This window comes from Gluconobacter sp. GP1, from assembly GCF_032913585.1.
Taxonomy (GTDB): Bacteria; Pseudomonadota; Alphaproteobacteria; order Acetobacterales; family Acetobacteraceae; genus Gluconobacter; species Gluconobacter cerinus.
Genome location: NZ_JASGXC010000002.1, coordinates 331,128 through 350,433 on the forward strand (window position 1 = coordinate 331,128; position 19,306 = coordinate 350,433).

The 19,306-nt window shown below is 57.4% G+C and carries 16 protein-coding genes; 5 read left to right on the top strand and 11 right to left on the bottom strand.

The genetic code is table 11. The annotated features are described in order from the left end of the window. Positions 1-24 precede the first annotated feature (24 nt). The 8 genes from mtnK to aroB form a co-directional block, all read right to left on the bottom strand. Positions 25-1,215, bottom strand: coding sequence for an S-methyl-5-thioribose kinase (mtnK, locus tag R5H23_RS06105; RefSeq protein ID WP_317214816.1), 1,191 nt, complete (start codon positions 1,213-1,215; stop codon positions 25-27). Continuing rightward, entirely contained in the window at positions 1,215-1,955 is a 741-nt protein-coding gene (locus R5H23_RS06110) for a hypothetical protein (RefSeq protein WP_317214817.1), read from the bottom strand. The genes mtnK and R5H23_RS06110 overlap by 1 nt, the downstream gene beginning before the upstream one ends. A gap of 40 nt (positions 1,956-1,995) precedes the next feature. Continuing rightward, positions 1,996-2,841 (bottom strand): endonuclease/exonuclease/phosphatase family protein, encoded by an 846-nt coding sequence (locus tag R5H23_RS06115; RefSeq protein WP_317215078.1) that lies wholly within the window; start codon positions 2,839-2,841, stop codon positions 1,996-1,998. 14 nt (positions 2,842-2,855) lie between these two features. Continuing rightward, on the bottom strand, positions 2,856-3,539 hold the full coding sequence (locus R5H23_RS06120; RefSeq protein ID WP_086634437.1) for a carbonic anhydrase: 684 nt from the start codon (positions 3,537-3,539) through the stop codon (positions 2,856-2,858). 116 nt (positions 3,540-3,655) lie between these two features. Then, the gene (gene alaS, locus R5H23_RS06125; RefSeq protein WP_317214818.1) at positions 3,656-6,295 is read right to left on the bottom strand and encodes an alanine--tRNA ligase; all 2,640 of its coding nucleotides are present in this window, start codon (positions 6,293-6,295) and stop codon (positions 3,656-3,658) included. 83 nt (positions 6,296-6,378) lie between these two features. Continuing rightward, positions 6,379-6,942 (bottom strand): GtrA family protein, encoded by a 564-nt coding sequence (locus tag R5H23_RS06130; protein ID WP_317214819.1) that lies wholly within the window; start codon positions 6,940-6,942, stop codon positions 6,379-6,381. Between the two features lie 145 nt (positions 6,943-7,087). Beyond that, positions 7,088-8,227, bottom strand: coding sequence for an OmpA family protein (locus tag R5H23_RS06135; RefSeq protein ID WP_086634439.1), 1,140 nt, complete (start codon positions 8,225-8,227; stop codon positions 7,088-7,090). Positions 8,228-8,546: 319 nt separating this feature from the next. Further along, positions 8,547-10,229 (bottom strand): 3-dehydroquinate synthase, encoded by a 1,683-nt coding sequence (gene aroB, locus R5H23_RS06140; RefSeq protein WP_317214821.1) that lies wholly within the window; start codon positions 10,227-10,229, stop codon positions 8,547-8,549. Between the two features lie 62 nt (positions 10,230-10,291). Between aroB and R5H23_RS06145 the strand changes: the two genes are divergently transcribed. Genes R5H23_RS06145 through R5H23_RS06155 form a run of 3 tightly spaced genes read left to right on the top strand, consistent with a single transcriptional unit; the run spans position 10,292 to position 12,648 of the window. Further along, complete coding sequence (locus R5H23_RS06145; RefSeq protein WP_317214822.1) at positions 10,292-10,687, top strand: hypothetical protein; 396 nt, start codon at positions 10,292-10,294, stop codon at positions 10,685-10,687. Between the two features lie 17 nt (positions 10,688-10,704). Then, positions 10,705-11,613 carry a tyrosine recombinase gene (locus R5H23_RS06150; RefSeq protein ID WP_317214823.1) on the top strand — a complete coding sequence of 303 codons (909 nt, stop codon included), beginning with the start codon at positions 10,705-10,707 and terminating at the stop codon, positions 11,611-11,613. A 60-nt stretch (positions 11,614-11,673) separates the two neighbouring features. Next, entirely contained in the window at positions 11,674-12,648 is a 975-nt protein-coding gene (locus tag R5H23_RS06155) for an acetyl-CoA carboxylase carboxyltransferase subunit alpha (protein WP_086634443.1), read from the top strand. A gap of 46 nt (positions 12,649-12,694) precedes the next feature. Here R5H23_RS06155 and R5H23_RS06160 read toward each other — a convergent pair whose 3' ends face one another. Beyond that, positions 12,695-13,459, bottom strand: coding sequence for a competence/damage-inducible protein A (locus R5H23_RS06160; RefSeq protein WP_317215079.1), 765 nt, complete (start codon positions 13,457-13,459; stop codon positions 12,695-12,697). Positions 13,460-13,559: 100 nt separating this feature from the next. On the opposite strand from R5H23_RS06160, the gene R5H23_RS06165 reads away from it, so the two are divergent. Beyond that, positions 13,560-14,453: an SMP-30/gluconolactonase/LRE family protein gene (locus tag R5H23_RS06165; protein WP_202206456.1), complete on the top strand. Its 894-nt coding sequence runs from the start codon at positions 13,560-13,562 to the stop codon at positions 14,451-14,453. Between the two features lie 42 nt (positions 14,454-14,495). Here the strand turns inward: R5H23_RS06165 and R5H23_RS06170 are convergent, their stop codons facing one another. Both R5H23_RS06170 and R5H23_RS06175 read right to left on the bottom strand, forming a co-directional pair. Continuing rightward, a complete protein-coding gene (locus R5H23_RS06170) occupies positions 14,496-15,509 on the bottom strand; it encodes a bifunctional GNAT family N-acetyltransferase/(deoxy)nucleoside triphosphate pyrophosphohydrolase (protein ID WP_317214825.1) in 1,014 nt (337 codons plus the stop codon). Beyond that, entirely contained in the window at positions 15,506-16,618 is a 1,113-nt protein-coding gene (locus R5H23_RS06175) for a Rieske 2Fe-2S domain-containing protein (RefSeq protein WP_317214826.1), read from the bottom strand. Before R5H23_RS06175 ends, R5H23_RS06170 begins: the two co-directional genes overlap by 4 nt. Before the next feature lie 261 nt (positions 16,619-16,879). On the opposite strand from R5H23_RS06175, the gene R5H23_RS06180 reads away from it, so the two are divergent. Further along, positions 16,880-19,294, top strand: a complete 2,415-nt coding sequence (locus tag R5H23_RS06180) for a TonB-dependent receptor domain-containing protein (protein ID WP_317214827.1) — start codon at positions 16,880-16,882, stop codon at positions 19,292-19,294. Positions 19,295-19,306 lie beyond the last annotated feature (12 nt).

The window sequence follows — 19,306 nt, forward strand, 5'->3', positions numbered from 1 at the left end:
CGAGGTTTTTTTGTCTGTATGATCTCAAACGAGTGGCAGTAAGGCGAGAACGTCACTCAGGTTCTGGACGGTGGACGCGTCAAGGATGAGACGCTGGCCTGTCTGAAGAGCTTTGTGGCGTGCCTGCGTGCGATTTTCTGGGGTCGGGCAGAGGGTATAATCTGCAACCTGTGCAAAACCGATAGTTCGACGGATCATTTCGAGACCACAGAAACCTGCCGTGTCTTGAAGGATGCTCGTCAAGAAATTTTCGAGCAGCTCTTCACGCTGTGTTTCGTCTGACAGCGCCCACACGTCTCCCCCGCCCGTTTTCAGCAGGGCGCGGAGTTCGTTTGTAAAGCTGCGCCAGAAGGCAATGATCTCGGTTCTAATGAAATCCTGCTTGTGGGGCGCTGCGCAGGCATGAAGGGCCAGATTGCCCAAATAAAGTCCACAATCGAAGCCAATTGGCCCCATTGTGGCAAACTCGCCGTCAATCACACGAACATCATCGCGATGTAGCATGATGGAGCCTGTGTGAAGGTCTCCATGCAGAAGGGCCTGTCGTGCCGTCAGGAAACGATCCTGAAGCACCCCGACTGCGCGGTGAAGAGGCTTGTTTCCTTGCAGGGCTGTCACATCCGGCAGAAGAGCCGCCTCCGGTTCCGGGTTGCGGGAGCAGGGACGGAATGGATCGGTGAGTATCAGGTCGACGGTAATACGGGTGAGTGCCGTGTTGCCCGAGAACTCCTCAAGAAGTTTCGAGCCGACCTCAAAGGGGCGGCTGATCCAGCTCGTCGCGTGTACGCTACGAGCGACATACTGGCCGATACTGGCCGAAAAGCCCGGCTGTGCATCATCGTGGATCAGTGCAGAGCGCAGGACCTCATGTGGCGTCAGGCACTCCATGACGAGCAGGAACATTTCATCATCGTAGAAATACAGCTCTGGCGCGGCTGGGCGAACGGCGTCTGCCGTTGCGCGCATATAACGGGCTTCATACAGCGCACGTTGCAGAGGCATAGGCCATTCTGGTGCCACGCGAACATGAGGCAGAGCCTGCTTGCAGCAAAGCTGCCCATCTGGACCGGCCACAATAAAAACCGTGTTCAGATTGCCGTCGCTGACCTCGCGGATTGTCCAGTCTGCCGGGTTTCCACCAAGGCGGGATGCAAGATCAGCATGCTCTGTCAGCCAGTGTCGAAGGCTGGAAGTATCGAGAGTGAAATACGGCATCAGGACAGTTCCAGCAGAGCGGCCAGGGTCGGGACCATTGGGCCTTCAGGTGTGTGATCTGGGCGGATCAGGTGCAGTGCGCCATATTCGGCGTTGCCCTGCTCGCGGCATCGCTTCTGAAGGTCCTCAAAAGTCAGGGAGACGTCAATCCGCATCCCGATATCCACGATATGGGATGAGGGATGCTCGCAGGCCAAAAGGGACGGTCCAACCCTGCATTCCGCTGGGACGAGCCCAAGTTCTTCTTCACATTCCGCCAGAAGCTGCGCGGCGAGATCTATGGTGCTTTCCTGCGCGCGGCTTTCAACATTTCCTGCTGGAGCACCCTGCCAGTATCCGGGAAGGTAGATTGAGGTCTCAGCGCGTCTGCCAATGACAATGCCGTCTGGCGTAAACATCAGCCCCACAACGGCTAGTGGTCGCAGAATGTGCGATCCATAAATGTCTGGCTCTTTCATCTGTGCAAGAACGCGACGGTATTCGGACCAGTGGCCGTGAATTCGAGCTGGGGTGATTTCATCGGCACAGAAGACACGGCCATTGTAGAGGCTGGGATAGGCCGCAAGTGCCTTGGCCCAGATGCGCGAGACGGTCTCTTCCTGCTCAGTCGTCAGGACAGGGAGGGGGCGGTCAGCCAACACCTGAACATCTGGCTGAAGTGGCGTGATGGGCCAGGATAGAGACTGCGACATGTTGGAACCTTGAACCAGAAGCGGGAAGCACATGCCTTCATGAGGCATAATTCCGTTCTGGAAAACACTTTCCCCGATGCTGCTTCGGTCAAGGTAGGTGCAGGCGCACCGAAACGGGGCAGTGGTCAGACAATCCTTCCGGCGCACTATCGTTTTGATAGGTCATAACCCGTAGACTCTCCGGGACGAGCCAACTGTGGGCTTCGTTACCAAGGAGGATGTGGTCGATGAAGTACTCTCCATTCCAGCAGGGGCTGGCTTTACCTGCTGTGGTGAGAAGAACGGGCGCATCATGCTCGATCTGCTGCATGAGTGGGTCATGCATGGTCAGGCGGCGGTTGAAGTCACCGAGAACCGCATAGGGCTCTCCTTCGTCCTGACGCTCTGCAATCCAGTCTTCCAATATCTGGAACTGTTGATACAGGGTCGGGCAGGAATGTTTGCGTTGAGTGAGAGGCTGATCCCAGCAGCCGGTTTTCAGATGCACAACCAGAATACGGAGATGGCTTTTCCCGTCTGATACCGTGACATCAAGTCCGGTTCTCAGATGGTGGGGCGCATCGGGAGCAGTAACATCCAAGGCTGAGAGTTCTTCATTCACTGTCACGTTCAGCGGGCGTCTGATGGCTAGGCCGACACGCTGGATAACGGGCGCGTTGGACAGAATGATCTGGTAGGTTTGGGGATCGAAGACCTGCGCTGCAGGTTCGGGGCCGTCCACTTCCTGAAAAGCAATGAGATCTGCGTTCAGGTGGGTCGCGTATTGGTGTAGCCGAATGAAGTCTCGGGGTTTGCGACCATGAACATCGTCGGGGAGTGATGGATCTCCCGTCTGACGAAGGGAGAGCCAGTCCAGATTCCAGGTTGAGAGCTTGATGTCTCTGGCCTGGGCTGGAAAAGCCTCGCCGCATAGAAAACATGCGGCGAGGGTCAGTGTGAAAAGAAACCTCAGACGGCTTCTTTCTGTGTTGCGCCCATTTCCGAAAGAACGCTTTCGATAGAGCGGGTCGTGCGGGTTTTCTCATCCAGAATGAGAATTTCACCCTTCGGAATGTCGTAGAACCAGCCCTGCAGGGTCAGTGTGCCCTGAGAGAGGGCGCGAACGACTGCGGGGTGTGTTCTCAGGTGAGCAAGCTGAAGCAGGACGTTGTATTCTGCCAGTTGGCGGATGTCTGCTGGGCCAGCATCGTCTGCCTTCAGATCACCCATGGCCGCGCGTGCTGCTTCTGCGTTGCGCAGCCAGCTGCGAACGGTTGGAAGAGCGTCCAGCTTCGGTGCGTTCAGGTCCAGCAGCGCGTTCATGGCGCCACAGTTGGAATGGCCGCAGATGACGACGTTCTTCACCTTGAGTGCCGCAACGGCGTACTCGATGGCAGAAGAAACGCCACCCAGCATCTCACCGTAAGCTGGCACGATGTTGCCAACATTCCGGACAATGAACAGCTCACCCGGTTCAGTCTGGGTGATGAGGCTCGGGCTGATCCGACTGTCGGCGCAGGTGATGAACAGCGTGGAAGGAGACTGGCTGGAGGCCAGGCTCTCAAAAAGCTCCGCACTGTCAGGATAGACGTCCGTCTCGAATGTACGGACACCGCTCAGCAGTTTTGCCAGAGTATCACGACCACAGGCCATGGTGTTCTCCTTTTTATAAACTAGTGAGCAGTTAGGAGGCTTTGTCAGGGCAGGTAAAGCAGTAAAACGGTAGTCTCATGATTTGTTACTGCCCTGACATCTGTTGTCGTTACGGTTTATGACGCAGCAAGGTGCTCGCGCAGCTTTGCAAAGACTTCATCTGCATTTGCATTGGGGCCACCAGCCTGCGCCATATCTGGCCGTCCGCCGCCACCTTTTCCTCCCATGACTTCAGATGCTGCACGGACAAGCGTGACAGCATTCAGTCGATCTTTGAGGTCTGGCGTGACGGAAATCACGATGCTGCCCCGGCCATCGGCTTCCGAAATAAGAGCAACAACGCCAGATTCGATCTGCTTGGAGATGCTGTCCGCCAGGCTTTTGAGTTCCTTGGGGCTGACGTCTCCCAGATTGCGGGCTGAAAGTGTGATGCCGTTGATGGTCTCGGTTGCCGCCGTGCCTTCGCCTGTGGCCAGTTTCCGCTGCAATTCTGAAATCTGACTGTTGAGCGATTTACGCTCTTCCAGCAGAGCCGAGACCCGTGTGACGGCATCAGAAACCGGAACCTTCAGAAGATCTGCGATCTGTTTCAGGCGGCTTTCAGTTTCAAGTGCCAGATTTTCTGCGGCAATTCCGCAAACGGCTTCAATACGCCGAACGCCCGCAGACACACCGCTTTCTGACACGATCCGGAACGGGCCGATTTCTCCCACGCGACCAACATGCGTGCCACCACAAAGTTCGATGGAGTAGGCGGGACGGCCTTCCTCTCCGACGCCCATGGAAACAACGCGGACTTCGTCGCCGTATTTTTCACCGAAGAGCGCCATTGCACCCTCGGCAACAGCCTGCTCCTGCGTCATGAGGCGCGTTTCGACAGGCGCATTTTCACGGATACGGGCGTTTACTTCGGCTTCAACAGCCTGAAGCTCTGCGTCCGTCAGCGGGCGAGGCTGGCTGATGTCGAAGCGTAGGCGTTCAGGGGCGTTCAGGCTGCCCTTCTGAGTGACATGCGTGCCGATCTGGCGACGCAGAGCTTCATGCAGAAGATGCGTTGCTGAGTGATGGCCACGGACGGCCGTACGGCGACCATGGTCGATCTCTGCATGAACGGCCATGCCTGGCTTCAGTGTGCCTTCGACAACCTTGCCGTAGTGGACGATTAGATCGCCGTTGCGCTTCTGGGTGTCTGTGATTTGCACCCGCAGACCGTTGGCCGTGAGTGTGCCGTGATCACCAACCTGACCGCCGCTTTCGCCATAGAACGGTGTCTGGTTCAGCAGGATGGCAATAATGTCATCGCCAGCCGGGGCTTCGGCCAGTTCGTCGTTTCCACGGAAAATGCCCTGCACTTCAGCATCGGCTTTTTCTGACACATAGCCCAGGAATTCGCTGGGACCATGCTTGTCACGTGCGTCGAACCAGACGGTCTCGGCTGCCGTATCGCCAGAACCGACCCACGCAGCGCGAGCACGCTTGCGCTGTTCAGCCATGGCTGTTTCGAAGCCGGATTCATCGACAGTGCGGCCCTGCTCGCGAAGGGCGTCCTGCGTCAGATCGAGCGGGAAGCCAAAAGTGTCATACAGCTTGAAGGCAACATCGCCCGGAAGGGCCTGCTTGTCTCCAAGGTTGCTGACTTCGTCGGACAGAAGGGTCAGGCCGCGTTCCAGAAGGGCTGTGAAGCGCTCTTCTTCACCCTTCATCGTTTCAGTGATGAGAGCCTGGTGCTGCACGAGTTCCGGATAGGCCGCGCCCATTTGCTGGATCAGGGCCGGGAGCAGGCGATAGAAAACTGGTTCCTTGGCGCCCATGATGTGCAGATGGCGCATGGCACGACGCATGATGCGACGCAGCACATAGCCTCGACCTTCCTTGGACGGAAGAACGCCGTCCGCGATCAAGAAAGCCGTGGAGCGGAGATGATCCGCCACCACGCGATGGCTGGACTTGAACTGTCCGTCTGCATCCTGATGCATGACGTCAGCAGAAGACTCAATGAGCGCGCGCATCGTGTCTGTGTCGTAGTTGTCGCGCTTGCCCTGCATGATTGCAGCGAAACGCTCCAGGCCCATGCCCGTATCGATCGAAGGACGCGGCAGATTGTCGCGGGAACCATCGGCCTGATCCAGAAACTGCATGAACACGAGGTTCCAGATCTCGACGAAGCGGTCACCGTCTTCGTCCGGGCTGCCCGGGGGGCCACCAAAGACGCTGTCGCCGTGATCGTAGAAGATTTCGGAGCAGGGACCGCACGGGCCGGTGTCGCCCATTCGCCAGAAGTTGTCGGACGTACCAATCCGGATGATGCGATCATCACTCAGGCCAGCGACTTTTTTCCAGAGATCTGCTGCTTCTTCATCTTCAGCGTAAACCGTGGCGAGAAGCTTTTCCTTGGGGAGGCCAAAGTCTCTCGTGAGCAGGTTCCAGGCGAACTCGATGGCTTCAGCCTTGAAATAATCACCGAAGCTGAAGTTGCCCATCATCTCGAAGAATGTGTGATGGCGCGCGGTGTAACCGACGTTGTCGAGATCGTTATGCTTGCCGCCTGCGCGGACAACCTTCTGAGCGGTTGTGGCGCGGGAGTAAGGGCGCGTTTCCTGGCCGGTAAAAACGTTCTTGAAGGGAACCATGCCAGCGTTCGTAAACAGCAGGGTAGGGTCGTTCTGCGGTACGAGGGGCGCTGAAGGAACAATGCGATGGCCGTTCGACCCGAAATATTCGAGGAAGGCTGAGCGGATGTCGTTTGTGCTGGTCATGGGATGAAGCGTCAGATTCCGGAGAAAACGGGAAAAACCAGCGTTACTCCTAGACCATTGTGAGCAGCTTGGAAATGTGCGCCTCAGGGCGCCTTGTGCTCAAAGGGTTCCATGGTTGGTTGTGGAATGGGCATTTGAGGTTCCGGGTCAGGAGAGGTCAGCCCCGCCGCCGGGATCTCCACAGCCATCTGCATGAGTTCCATTGGGGTTTCGGGAATTTTGGCTCTGAAAACCAGACGCCTGGACAGATTGAAATTGGCCATCATCCCGCAACCCGCACCAATCGCGAGTGCCGTAAAAGGGTGGTGCACTGTGAAGGGCACGAAGGCGTAGAGTAGGAAGACTGCCCCGCGGTTCAGAAGGAACCCGAAAGAATTTGCGATCAGGAACCGGAGCCACTGAAGGATCAGATGCTGGTTATCGGCAGCCGAGGTCCGAAACGTCCAGGCGCGGTTCAGAATCCAGTTGACGGTGGCAGCAACAAAATAGGCTGCAATGGTTGCAGCGATCAGGCCAATTTCTGGCCGCAAAGCCTCCACGCTTCCCCAGTCTACGAAGAAGCCGAATGCCCCAACGACGCCAAATCTAAGGAACTGATCAATCACCTGCGGGCGTGAACGGGGATAGAAAATTCGGGTGCGTCGCAAGTGGACATCTCCGGAGGGGCTGTGGGTATTGCTCTAGCGTGTGCAGATTGAGGCTGCAAAGGCTCTGGAACAGAAAAAGGCGCCCCGAAGGACGCCTTTTCCAGAAACCCGGAGCCCGAGGGCTCCGACGTCTTTTCAAGCTGAATTACTTCAGGATGATTTCGACGCGACGGTTCTGCGGCTCGCGGGTGTTCGGGCCGGTCGGAACCAGTGGCTTCTGCTCACCGTAACCATGGATGTCCACAGCAGCTGCTGGAACGCCATCACGGATCAGCTCAGCCTTAACGCTCTGTGCGCGGCGGAGGGACAGACCCATGTTGTACTTCTCACCGCGCGGGCCCGGGTGGGCTGCGGAGTTATCGGTGTAGCCGTTAACTTCGATGCGCGTCGTCTGGACGTGTGTGGAAGCCTGAGCTGCCTGAGCAACGATCTCACGAGCGCGGCCCGTCAGGTCAGACTTGTCCCAGTCGAAGAACACGAGGTACGTACGAGCTGGCGTCGGAGCCGGCGGAACGATGACCGGAGCCGGCGGCGGCGGCGGCGGAGCCGTGTCGAACGCATAACGCAGACCCAGGATGAACTGGTGCGAGAAGCGTGGGTCGAAGTTCACGTTGCCCTTGTGAACGCCAGAGCCGTTGTAGGCCGTGGAGCGGTACGGGCCGTCAGCAAACTGCTGACCGATGAAGCGGTATTCGGTCGTGACAGCAAGACCCGGAACGCCCGGAATGTCGTAAGCTGCACCGACGATACCCTGGTACGCGAAGCTGCCCTGCGTGCCACCGATACGGTTGACGGAACCATTGGCATAGTTCGTCGTGATCGGGTTGTAGTGCTGCCACAGGTAGCCAGCGCCAACACCAACGAACGGCGTGACAGGAACGTTCAGGCCGAAGTGGGCCAGATCGATGTCATACAGGACGTTGACGAAACCGCCATAAGCCTGGTCAGAACCGTTCGTGGAGCCACGAACAGCCGTCGGCGTGCGGTGGTTGATCTGGGAGTAGTTGTACACACCCTCCACTTCAACGCGCAGACCGTTGCCGAAGCCCCAGCCGAACGAACCGAAGCCCGTGAAGCCGTCCTTGTGGCGGAGGCGTGAGCTGCTAGCGTTGTTGCTAGACGTGCCGTCAGCCTGTGTGGTTGGTGAGAAGCGGCCGTGCTGCTGCTGAACCAGGTTGTAACCACCGCCGATGTTGACGTACGGGCCGGTGATCGTGCTGGCCATGGCGAGCGACGGTGCGGCGACCATCGACGTCATGGCAAGGAGTGCCGTGCGGAGACGCATGTTTTCGTCCTCTTAGTGACTAACGTTTCGAGCCGTTGGAAAAACTGCTTCAACCAACGGACCCAGCGCGATGCATAAGCGCATATAGATCGGGGAGTTCCCTCGGACAAAGCCAGACAGAGCCTTCCAGACCTACTCGGGTGGAAGGAGTGACAAAAAAGTCACATTTCATTCCGCCCGCTTCACGATCTACGCCTCGCGTCCCTGCTGCCATAGCTGAACACTTGCGGGGACGCCAGACTCTTCCGGGAATTTCTGCTGCTCAAATGCAGTTAAAAAACAAAAAGTTAGGCTGAACCATAAAGGACTGTAACGGTCCTTATGGTTTGCAGCCTTCATTTATCAGCAAGTTACGGACCGTATCCATGGGAACGTCACGACTTGTGAATGCTTTGCCAATACCGTGCAGGAGGACAAAGGAAATTTTCCCGTCTTGCATTTTCTTGTCCCGAGTCATGTGATCGAGAAGTATCTGTGCTGAGAAGGGAATATCGAACCAGTCAAAGCTGACCGGCATTCTGAGGCTGCGCAGATGGGCGTCCAGACGGGAAAGGTCTTCAACGGGCGCATATCCGAGCTGAACAGATAGTGCCATCGCGAGATGCAACCCTATGGAAACGCCTTCGCCATGCAGGAGACGTCCATCATAACCAAGCTCCGCCTCAAGGGCGTGACCAAAGGTATGACCAAGGTTTAGCAAGGCGCGACCGTTCAGCTTTGCCTGTTCGCGCTCATCTGCTGCGACGACTACAGCCTTGAAAGTACAGGCACGTCGAACGGCTTCTGCGAGAGCCGCCGGATCCCCATCAAGAACGTATCGCCCGTTGGTTTCGCACCATGCAAACAGGTCAGGATCTGCGATCAGGCCTGACTTCACAATTTCGGCATAACCCGCAATCCGCTGCCTGCGCGGTAGAGTCGCGAGTGCGGAGTTGTCTGCGAGAACGATGATGGGCTGATGGAATGCGCCGATCAGATTCTTGCCGGACGGGGAATTGATGCCGGTTTTTCCACCGACGGAACTATCCACCTGTGCGAGCAGTGTCGTGGGAATCTGGATGAACGGGATTCCGCGCAAGGCTGTTGCGGCTACAAAACCGGCCAGATCGCCAACAACACCACCACCCAGGGCGACAATTGTTGTGCCACGCTCGATTCCCAGTGACAGGAGACGCGTCATTACGTCGCCATAGCAATGAAGGGACTTGCTCTCTTCGCCTCCAGCCACGGAGATGACGTCTGCCTGAATGCCTGTTTCCTGGAAGGAAAGAAGCAGACGGGGCAGGTGGAGGGCTGCCACGGTGTCATCCGTGATCACCACGACTCTCTTCTGGCGCAGATATGGAGCAACCCACGCCCCCGCACGCGAGATCAGATCCGGCCCGACCAGAACATCGTAGCTGTGCTGTGTCAGAGCGACAGGAACTTTCTGTGGATGTTGATATTCTGCGAGGGTTTCACGGACGCGCTGCACGCCTTGCTCCACGGTTTCGTCTCCGCAATCAATAATGATGTCTGCTTCCGCATAGACAGGGTAACGAACGCCCACCAGCCGGGTCATGACTTCTTCCGGGCTACCTTGAGCAAGCAGAGGCCTGCCGCCGCGGCCCTGAACGCGTCTGAGCAGAACGTGCACAGGCGCGCGAAGCCAGATCGAGACGGCATGTTTGCGAACAAGGCGGCGTGTCTGGGCGTCCATCCATGCTCCGCCACCCGTGGCGAGAATGCAGGGAGGGCCTTTGATCAGGCGCTCGATGACCCGGCGTTCGCCAGCACGGAAATAGGCTTCTCCGTGACGGGAAAAGATTTCCGGAATCGTGCAGCCTGCGGCGCGTTCGATTTCTGCATCCGCATCAACGAAGGGCAGGCGGCAGACCTGCGCCAGGCGGCGGCCTACGGTGGTTTTTCCAGCTCCCATCATGCCAACCAGAACAACAGTGCAGGTCGGGACGGGAAGAGATACCGCCGGATCGGCGGAAAGTGAGGGTGGCAGAGGTGACATGCTCTGCTACCTATCATAGGAGAGGGCATCACGTCCTGCCCGCACTTTGAGACCTGAACATAATGGCACAATCTGATCGTTCATCTTCCCGTCTGCCCATGATTGCTGGAGCTGGTGCTCTGGTTCTGGTGGTGGTGCTGGGAGGACTTTTCCTGCGTCTGGGGATGGGGGTTGTCCCGCCTGAGCAGACACAGGTTCACAAAGAGCTGCCAGCGGCGATGTTCGCTACGTCCGGTTCTGCTGCTGCGGCTCTTCCGGCGATGCCGCCGGTTCCGACAGCTCCGGCCGCAGGAACTGCTCAGCCTGCGCCTGTTCCGGCTCCGGTTGCCGCGGCACCCGTGGCTCCAGCCGCTCCCGCTCTGACGCCATCCACGCCGCTGCCCACAATGCCTGCACCCAAGCCTGCTCCTCTGCAGGGAGCTGCTGTTCCGGCGCCTGCTGGCGGTCCCGCGCACTGATCAGGCAGGCCTGACGCATGTCAGAGGTGGTTGATCGGCATGTCGAGGCATTTCTTGAAATGCTTGCGGCAGAGCGGGGCGCAGCTCTGAAAACGCGTCAGGCCTATGCCTCTGACCTTGCGGATTTTTCCCGTCATTGTGCTCCAGCGTCTTTGGCGCAGGCGACGGGAGAGCAGGTCAGGAGTTATCTGACATCACTGTCACAGGCTGGGATGGCTGCCCGTACGGCAGCGCGTAGACTGTCCTGTCTCAAGCAATTTTATCGCTTCCTGATGTTGGAATCGATTCGGAGCGATGATCCAACGGATCGCCAGCAGTCTCCGAAAGTCAGTTCCTCGCTTCCTCGTCCTCTGGATGAGAAAGAAATTCGACTGCTTCTGGAAGAAGGCACCAGAGGGCACGACAGTGAACGGCGTGATCTGCTGTCCCGTGCAGCTCTGGAACTTCTTTACACAACAGGTCTCAGAATTTCAGAACTCCTGTCTTTGCCCGCGACATGTGTGAAGGCGAAGGGGGCGATGCTTCTCGTGAGAGGCAAAGGCGGCCGTGAGCGGTTGGTTCCTCTGTCTCGAAGTGCGCGGGAGGCTGCTGAAGCTCTGGTTCACTATGACCGGGATTTGGGAAGTCCGTATCTTTTCCCAGGCAGAAATCCTGACAAGCCATTGACTCGGCAGGGGTTCGACAAAATTCTGCTGGCCTGCGCACTAAAGGCGGGAATTGACCCTGAACGTGTGAGCCCTCATGTGCTCAGACATTCTTTTGCCAGCCACCTTCTGGCCCATGGCGCGGATCTGAGGGCGCTTCAGATGCTGCTGGGGCATGCGGATATCGCGACGACCCAGATTTACACACAGGTCATGGCGGAACGTCTGAGGCAACTCGTGACGGCGCATCACCCGCTGGCGAAAATCCAGTCTGGGGACTGATCTGCCCCGTAAAAAACCGGGGGGCTGTTTCCGGATGCGTTGCCGTGCTATCCGGCAGCCATGCGCCAATTCCTAGATTTCGAGAAGTCGGTCGCCGAACTCGAGACCAAAATCGACGAACTCCGCCAGATGGGCAGCCAGGAGAAGGACTCCGGCACCAGCGGCATCAACATCGATGACGAGGTTGCCCGTCTTTCTGACAAGGCGGACAAACAGCTTCGTGCAACCTATGCAAAGCTTACGCCGCTGCAGAAGGTGCAGGTTGCCCGTCACGCCCAGCGCCCCAAGGCTCTGGACTATGTTCGTCTTCTGACAACAGACTTTACGCCGCTGGCCGGAGATCGTGCTTTCGGAGACGACAAGGCCATGATTGGTGGTCTTGCCCGATTCCGTGGTGAGCCGGTTGTCGTGGTTGGGACGGAGCGTGGTCACGACACGGAAACGCGTCTGCTTCATAATTTTGGCATGGCCCGCCCGGAAGGTTACCGGAAGGCACAGCGCCTTGTGGAAATGGCCGGCCGTTTCGGGCTGCCGATTCTGAGCTTCATCGATACGGCTGGAGCATGGCCGGGTATCGATGCCGAAGCACGCGGCCAGGCCGAGGCCATCGCGCGCTCAATCGATATCTGCCTCAAGGCTCCTGTCCCCCTGATCGCAACCGTGATTGGTGAGGGTGGTTCCGGTGGTGCGATAGCTATCGGCGCGGGCGATCGTGTTCTGATGCTTGAGAACTCGATCTATTCCGTTATTTCGCCTGAGGCCGCAGCATCCATTCTCTGGCGTGATCCTAAGCTGGCTCCGGCCGCTGCTGAAGCTCTGAAGCTGACAGCTCAGGATCTTCTGGGGCTTGGTCTGATCGACCGTATCATTCCTGAGCCCGTCGGTGGGGCGCAGCGTCTTCCGGACGATGCCGTGCACGCGGTAGGCAATGTTATTGCTGAAGAACTTCTGGAACTCCAGAAGCTGACAGGCCCGGCTCTTGTTCAGAAACGCAGAGAAAAGTTCCTGGCCATGACCCGTGGTCCTCTGAACTAGTCTGAAAAAAAACCGCTGCCCTCCTGAGCAGCGGTTTTTTTTGCTTTTACGCTTTGTGTGGCGGGTCACCGCTGATTGGCTCGCGTCCATGTGCCATGATCAGATCATGCAGAAGAGAGCCCGCACTCTTAACTGCTGACGCATCGTATCCTTTGGCGACCAGAGCTGTTCCCGTCGTGCCGTTCGTCAGGCCGTATGGATAGGATCCGAGATCAATTTCCGGGAACTGCTCCTGCAAACGGCGCAGATCATCCGCGAAGTCACCTTCTTTCAGCCCCGCGGCATGCCAGCTGACGGACGTCAGGGGCGGTCCTTTCTCCATCTGGGGCACCAGCGAGTCCACCATGGCTGCGAAAATAGAGGGGACACCCGCCATGACATGCACATTCCCGATGCTGAAGCCGGGAGCCGCCGAAATAGCGTTTTCGATGGGTGTTGCGCCTTCCGGGAGCATGGCCATGCGCTGGCGGGCAGCGTTGAACTTTTCTTTCCCCATGATGGCTTCAAGCTTCTGGAACGTCGGCTCGTGACGCAGTAGCGGAACGCCCATGGCTTTGGCGATACATTCAGCCGTGATGTCGTCATGGGTAGGACCGATGCCGCCACATGTGAAAATTACATCGAATCGCTCCCGACATTCCGTAACGGTTCGGATGATGTGGTCTTCGATGTCCGGAATGACACGGACTTCGAGAAGCCGGATACCCTGGGCATTCAGCGCACGCGCCAGAACCTGTGTGTTGGCGTCCTGAGTGCGACCGGAAAGAATTTCGTTGCCTATGACGAGCAGGCAGGCGTTTTTTTGAAGCATGAGTCTCGTCCTGATAGTCTGTGGACCAAACGTAGCGCGTTGTGCCGCGTTGTCGAGCAGGGTCGGACGTCTGGCCATGCCCATTTCAAACAGGACACTCATGAGCACTCTGAAGCACCATCTCCCTGAATGTATTCTCGATCTGCGTGCAACGCTGGGTGAGGGACCCGTCTGGAGTGAGGCTGAAAAGTCGCTTTATTTCGTCGATATCATTGCCGCCAAAGTTCATCGCTTTACGCCGGAAACAGGCGATCACAAGACATGGGATGCTCCGGACCGTCTGGGTTTCCTGCTTCCTGTTGCCAACGGCACTTTTCTTGCAGGCCTTCGCGATGGCCTGCATGGTTTTGATCCAGAAAGCGGTGACTTCGAAGCAGGTCCGGAAATTGAGCCCGAGCGGCCGGACAATCGTCTGAATGACGGTTGTGTAGATCCGCTGGGCCGTGTGTGGTTTGGCACGATGGATGATGGGGAAGAGGAACCGACTGGCTCCATCTATCGTGTGGTTCATACGGAAGACGGTCTTGAAATCACGCACCATAACGAGGGGTATATTGTCTCGAATGGTCCGGCTGTCTCGCCATGCGGGCGTGTCCTGTATGTTTGCCATAGCCCGAAACAGACGATCTATGCCTTCGATGTTGATGAGAACGGAGATCTCTCGAACGAGCGCGTTTTTGCCACGCTGACGAAGGGCTATCCGGATGGAATTGTCACGGATAGCGAAGGCAATCTGTGGTGTGGGACCTGGGGAGGTGGCCGCGTCGCGCGCTTCCGTCCCGATGGCACGGAATTGCCATCCATTGATATGCCCGTGACGAACGTGACGAAGGTTGCGTTTGGTGGGGATGATCTCAAGACGGTCTTTGTGACAACGGCGCGCAAAGGTCTGGATGACGATGTTCTTGCCAAGGAGCCGCAGGCCGGATCGCTGTTTGCGTTTCGTACCGATATTGCCGGTGTGCCGCAGAATCAGTTCCAGCTGAACGATTGATCACCAACGGATAGCCGGAATGATTAAAGCGGTTCCGGCTGTTTATCCCAGAAGTTCCTGAAGGAGTGGGATAAGTGGTAGATCCGGATCTGGCATTGGATATTTTGCCAGATCGGCTGCCTCCACCCACGCCAGCGCCTGCCCTTCCCGTGGGACAGGAACGCCGCGCCACCGCCGCACAACATACAGTGGCATCAGAAGATGAAACGGGCCTGCATTTTCACTGACGAAGGTGAAAGGGGCGAGGCAGGCTCCTGTCAGATCGACATCCAACTCCTCTTTCATTTCCCGGATGAGGGCCTGTTCCGGTGTTTCGTCCCGTTCGACCTTTCCGCCTGGAAACTCCCAAAGCCCAGCCAGACGTTTTCCTTCAGGGCGGCGTGCGAGAAGAATACGTCCCTGCGCATCCAGCAGAGCTGCTGCGACGACCAGAAGAGTCCGTGGTTTGCGTATCGGTGCGGGAGCGGACGGTTGATCTTCCAGTGCAGCCGGAGAAGCCGTTTCAACGGGGGCCGGTATGTCGAGTTGAAGGAAGGTCGACCGCGTCAATTCGTGCACAATGATGGGACATTCGGTCCCACGTGACACAAAGCGACGGCTTGAGCGGCCAGTTTCCCGAAAGCCAAGTTTGCGGAGGACGGCGGCAGACGCGGGGTTATCAACCGCGACGTCTGCCGTGAGCTTCTCAAGCTTGAGCACCTGAATAGCCCATTCCGTGACGCGTCGGGCCGCAGATGTTGTCATGCCCTGTCCCCATGTGGCGGGGGAGGCCCAGTAACCCAGAGAAGCAGAACGCTTGTCGTCCGACAGCACCAGCCCGACAGCTCCCAGAAGGATGCCGTCGCGCGTGATGGCAAAGTGATGAGCGCTTCCTTTGGCACTGTCCTCCAGCGTGGAGGCAATCCATTTCTCAGCAAGGTCACGCGGGTAAGGGAAGGGAAGACGACTGAGCATGCGGACCACGCTCCAGTCGTTCACGAGGCGATGGACGGCTGGCGCGTCTTCCGGGCGAAGGGGACGTAAAAGAAAATCCCCCGCTTTCAGTTCAGGTGTCATGTCGGCTTTGTTGTATCCTGCTCCTCAGGAACACCGCAACGTGCCAACAGTCGGCGCAGCGTATTGATGACAGGGAAAACTTCCTGATTGTGGTCTCCGCCCAGTTCGTTCCAGGCAGCTTGCTCAAGTTCCACGATATCACGGTCTTCCTTAAAGATCCGTTCCGTAAAGGCGACAAGGAAAGGCCATGCCATATCGAGCACAACACCGACTTTCGGCTTGCGCACCGAGAGGAGGCCGAAAACGCGACAGGTTTTCTCTTCTGCATCCTGCGGCACGTAGACGATCCACAGATCCATGACGGGCGGCTCGTCACCCGTAGCGATCCTCAGGGTTTGATAAGGATACTCTGTTCGGATCGTCATGACGTCGCGGTGAGCGTAGCGCTCGCTGGCGTCCCGACGTTCACCGAAGATCAGCGCTTCGCCCCAGGGTTGCTTGCCGCTTGTCCGTGCGAAGCTGTAACGGGCCTCTACGAGGGTGGGCTCATCCTTACCACCAAGGAAGCGGGGCTTCATCTGGCCCATCTGCTTCATGTGCATGAACTGATGGTTCATATCCATCAGGTTTTCATGCATGAAACTGTAATGGCAGGCGACTTTTTTGCCGAAACGGCGCGTCTTGTACGCGGGATCACGAACTGAGCCGAGCGCGGGGAAGGGCGTGGTTTCTGCTTTTGCCGGATCACCCGGGAAAATGAAGATCAGGCCGCCTTCTTCCCGACAGGGATAGGTTCGCACACCGTTCGGAAGCTTGTTCTTGCCCAGATACGGGACATCAATGCACCGACCTGAGCGCCCGTAGGCCCAGCCATGATAGCAGCACTGTACCGCTTCACCACTGACCCGGCCGAGGCTGAGCGGGACCTGCCGGTGGGCACAGCGATCTTCCAGAGCGAATACACTGCCATCCAGAGGGCGAACAAGCGCAATGGGCTGCCCGGCGTAGCGTGTGCCTATGGTTTTTCCGCTTTTGAGCTCGTGAGACCACGCGACAGGGTACCAGTAGTCTGGGTTGGAACGGATACGCCGTAGGTCCGCATTGTGTCCTTGGGGCTCTGGAGAGACGCTGCTGACAATATCAGCTTCTTCTAAGGTACTCTGCGACATGGATATCCCGATCCTGAGTAAAGGCGGGCCTTCAAAAGGCATGTTTTCTAAACGAGCCTAACAGGCAAAGGGTTCTCGCAGGAAGAGGGCAGGATGTATCAAGGCAAGTCGCGTCATTTGCGCAACATGAGGCAGGAAAAGCACAGGCTAGATGTCATGGAAACATCATCCTGAGCCTCAGAGGCTTTGCCTATGAGTATTGCTTGGCTAGGACACCGCTTCCTTTCTTCTTGCCCTTATGTTCCCGGAGTATTGGCCTCAGTGCGCACGAAACCCCTGCTTCTGTCTTCCATTGCACTGTTGGCTATTCAATCGCAGGCATACGCTGCTGAGACGACAAGACAGGTCGCTCCAGGGCATCGGCATGCGCCATCGCGGCATGGCGTGACACCATCGACAGCAACTTCGACCGCGCCTGCTCAGAAAACAGCTGTTCCTGCGAAGCGCCCACAGCGGGCGAATCTGGAATCCCGTTCAACAGAAAGCGTTTCGGTCACGGCTCGCCAGTTGACGGGACGCGATGCGGAGCAGGCTGTTTCGAAAGCCGTCATGCGCCAGTTTGTGCCGGGAACCAGCCCTTACCGTATGCTGGACCGGATGCCGGGTGTCAGCTTCACGTCCACGGATCCATTCGGAATCGACAGCTTCGGCGCGAATCTTTACGTCCGTGGGTTCTTCATGAATCAGATGGGGGTGACGGTTGATGGCGTGCCCCTGAATGATCAGACTTACCAGTCCGTCAGTGGCATGAGCCTCGCCTCGGCGATCATTCCAGACGATATCCAGTCCATGCGGATGTCTCAGGGCGCGGGGTCCGTCGAACTACCATCCACAAACACGCTGGGCGGAACAATCCAGATCGGGTCGTCTGACCCGAACGACAAGCGTGGCGGCAAGATCAGCCAGTCTTTCGGCAGCTATAATTCTTATCGCACCTATGTTCGGCTGGATTCCGGTAAGCTGAACAGCTCAGGCACGAAGTTCTACACGTCCTATGCCCGTACCGACGAGGGCATGTGGATGGGGAGTGGTGACCAGTTCATGCAGCAGGTTGATGCCAAGCTTGTGCAGCCCATCGGGCAGCGCAGCCGCATGTCTGCGTTCTTTAACTGGTCCAGCCTTGCTCAGTGGAACTACCCGGATACGTCCGTCGGGATTTTGAAGAATCTTGGATGGCGGACGCCGCATCTCTATCCGAATTATGGTCTGGCCTACGGCATCGCAAAAGGCACGGCAGCGCTTCCGGCTGGGTATGGTGGCGTGCCGGGTATCGATGGCTCCGAAATCGCGATGTACGATGGCGGTCAGGCTGAAACCAACTACATGGGTGGCCTGCACTTCGATCTGGCTCTCACGGATAACCTGACCTGGAACACAACGGTCTACGGTCACAGCCAGACCGGCTATTACAGCTACACGGACTCCGAAGACCCATCCCCGAACGGTGCGCCATTCTCAGAAGAAGTCTGGCAGAACCGTCAGGAGCGCTACGGTCTTGATACCAGCCTTCGCTACAAGTGGGGACGCCACACGATCGAAGGCGGTGTTTGGTACGAAAACAACAACCAGCAGGCTGGCTTGTTCAATTACCAGCAGCCATTGCTGGGTGAGGGCGCTCCGCTCAAGGCTGTCGGGCCTTATGACGTTTATGGAAAGGCTTTTCTGGAAGGATACAACTTCCAGTGGACGACCAACGTCATGCAGTTTCACCTTCAGGATAGCATCCGCCTGACCGAAGGTCTGACGCTGCATGCCGGGTTCAAGTCCATGGTTGCGACGACCTCAGGCGGTGCGAACTATAACAACGCAGACTGGACCGGCTCGGATGAACTGCCGAATGGTTCGCTAACGGCGTCTCAGGCCTTCCTGCCGCATCTTAATCTGGACTGGCACATCAACAACCACCATGAGCTGTATGTGGATGTGGCCGAGAATATGCGCGCCTACGAAGTCTCGGCCTATGGCGTGGCGAACTCGGTTTATTCGGTTGAAGATCAGGCGACCTTTCAGGCGCAGAAGAAGTCTCTCGAGCCGTCCAAAGCCTGGGTCTATCTGGGTGGATACCGCTATACGTCCAAGTATCTTCAGGCGAATGCGACTGTTTACCATGCCAGTCTGATCCATCCGATCCTGGCGGCGGCTGTTGGCTCTCTGACCAATCCGGTGTCTCAGGTGATCGACTTCGGTCATATCTCCATGACGGGTGCCAATGGTGATATCACGCTGACGCCGATCGAAGGTCTGAGCATCAGCAATAACCTGAGCTACAACAAGGGTACCTACGACCGGGACGTCGATACGGCGGGTGGTTTCTACGCGCTGGCGGGCAAGAACATCGTCAATTATCCGGCCTGGATGTACAAAACGTCCGTGTCTTACACTTGGAAGGGGGCGACGGCGCACTTCGATGCCAACTACTACAGCCGTCGCTACTACAGCTTCATGAATGATACGTCTGTGGGGGGCTACTGGCTGGCAAATGCCGGGATGCAGTACCGTTTTGGCAAGCTGAGTGTGCTGAAAGACGTCACGGCGAGCTTCAACGTCTATAATCTGTTCAACACGAAATACATCGCCATGATGGGCCAGAACGACAATCCTGCGACAGGTGATTATCAGTCCATGGAACGCGGAGCCGTTCGTGAGTTCTTTGGAACGGTCAGCGCATCGTTCTAAGTATGTTCAGAG

Bases quoted from the DNA above. Each gene is read 5' to 3' on its own strand.
- R5H23_RS06170 (WP_317214825.1), bottom strand. From the start codon at position 15,509: ATGACACCTGAACTGAAAGCGGGGGATTTTCTTTTACGTCCCCTTCGC.
- R5H23_RS06155 (WP_086634443.1), top strand. From the start codon at position 11,674: ATGCGCCAATTCCTAGATTTCGAGAAGTCGGTCGCCGAACTCGAGACC.
- R5H23_RS06165 (WP_202206456.1), top strand. From the start codon at position 13,560: ATGAGCACTCTGAAGCACCATCTCCCTGAATGTATTCTCGATCTGCGT.
- R5H23_RS06120 (WP_086634437.1), bottom strand. From the start codon at position 3,539: ATGGCCTGTGGTCGTGATACTCTGGCAAAACTGCTGAGCGGTGTCCGT.
- R5H23_RS06150 (WP_317214823.1), top strand. From the start codon at position 10,705: ATGTCAGAGGTGGTTGATCGGCATGTCGAGGCATTTCTTGAAATGCTT.
- R5H23_RS06110 (WP_317214817.1), bottom strand. From the start codon at position 1,955: ATGCCTCATGAAGGCATGTGCTTCCCGCTTCTGGTTCAAGGTTCCAAC.
- aroB (WP_317214821.1), bottom strand. From the start codon at position 10,229: ATGTCACCTCTGCCACCCTCACTTTCCGCCGATCCGGCGGTATCTCTT.
- R5H23_RS06160 (WP_317215079.1), bottom strand. From the start codon at position 13,459: ATGCTTCAAAAAAACGCCTGCCTGCTCGTCATAGGCAACGAAATTCTT.
- R5H23_RS06135 (WP_086634439.1), bottom strand. From the start codon at position 8,227: ATGCGTCTCCGCACGGCACTCCTTGCCATGACGTCGATGGTCGCCGCA.
- alaS (WP_317214818.1), bottom strand. From the start codon at position 6,295: ATGACCAGCACAAACGACATCCGCTCAGCCTTCCTCGAATATTTCGGG.
- R5H23_RS06145 (WP_317214822.1), top strand. From the start codon at position 10,292: ATGGCACAATCTGATCGTTCATCTTCCCGTCTGCCCATGATTGCTGGA.
- mtnK (WP_317214816.1), bottom strand. From the start codon at position 1,215: ATGCCGTATTTCACTCTCGATACTTCCAGCCTTCGACACTGGCTGACA.
- R5H23_RS06175 (WP_317214826.1), bottom strand. From the start codon at position 16,618: ATGTCGCAGAGTACCTTAGAAGAAGCTGATATTGTCAGCAGCGTCTCT.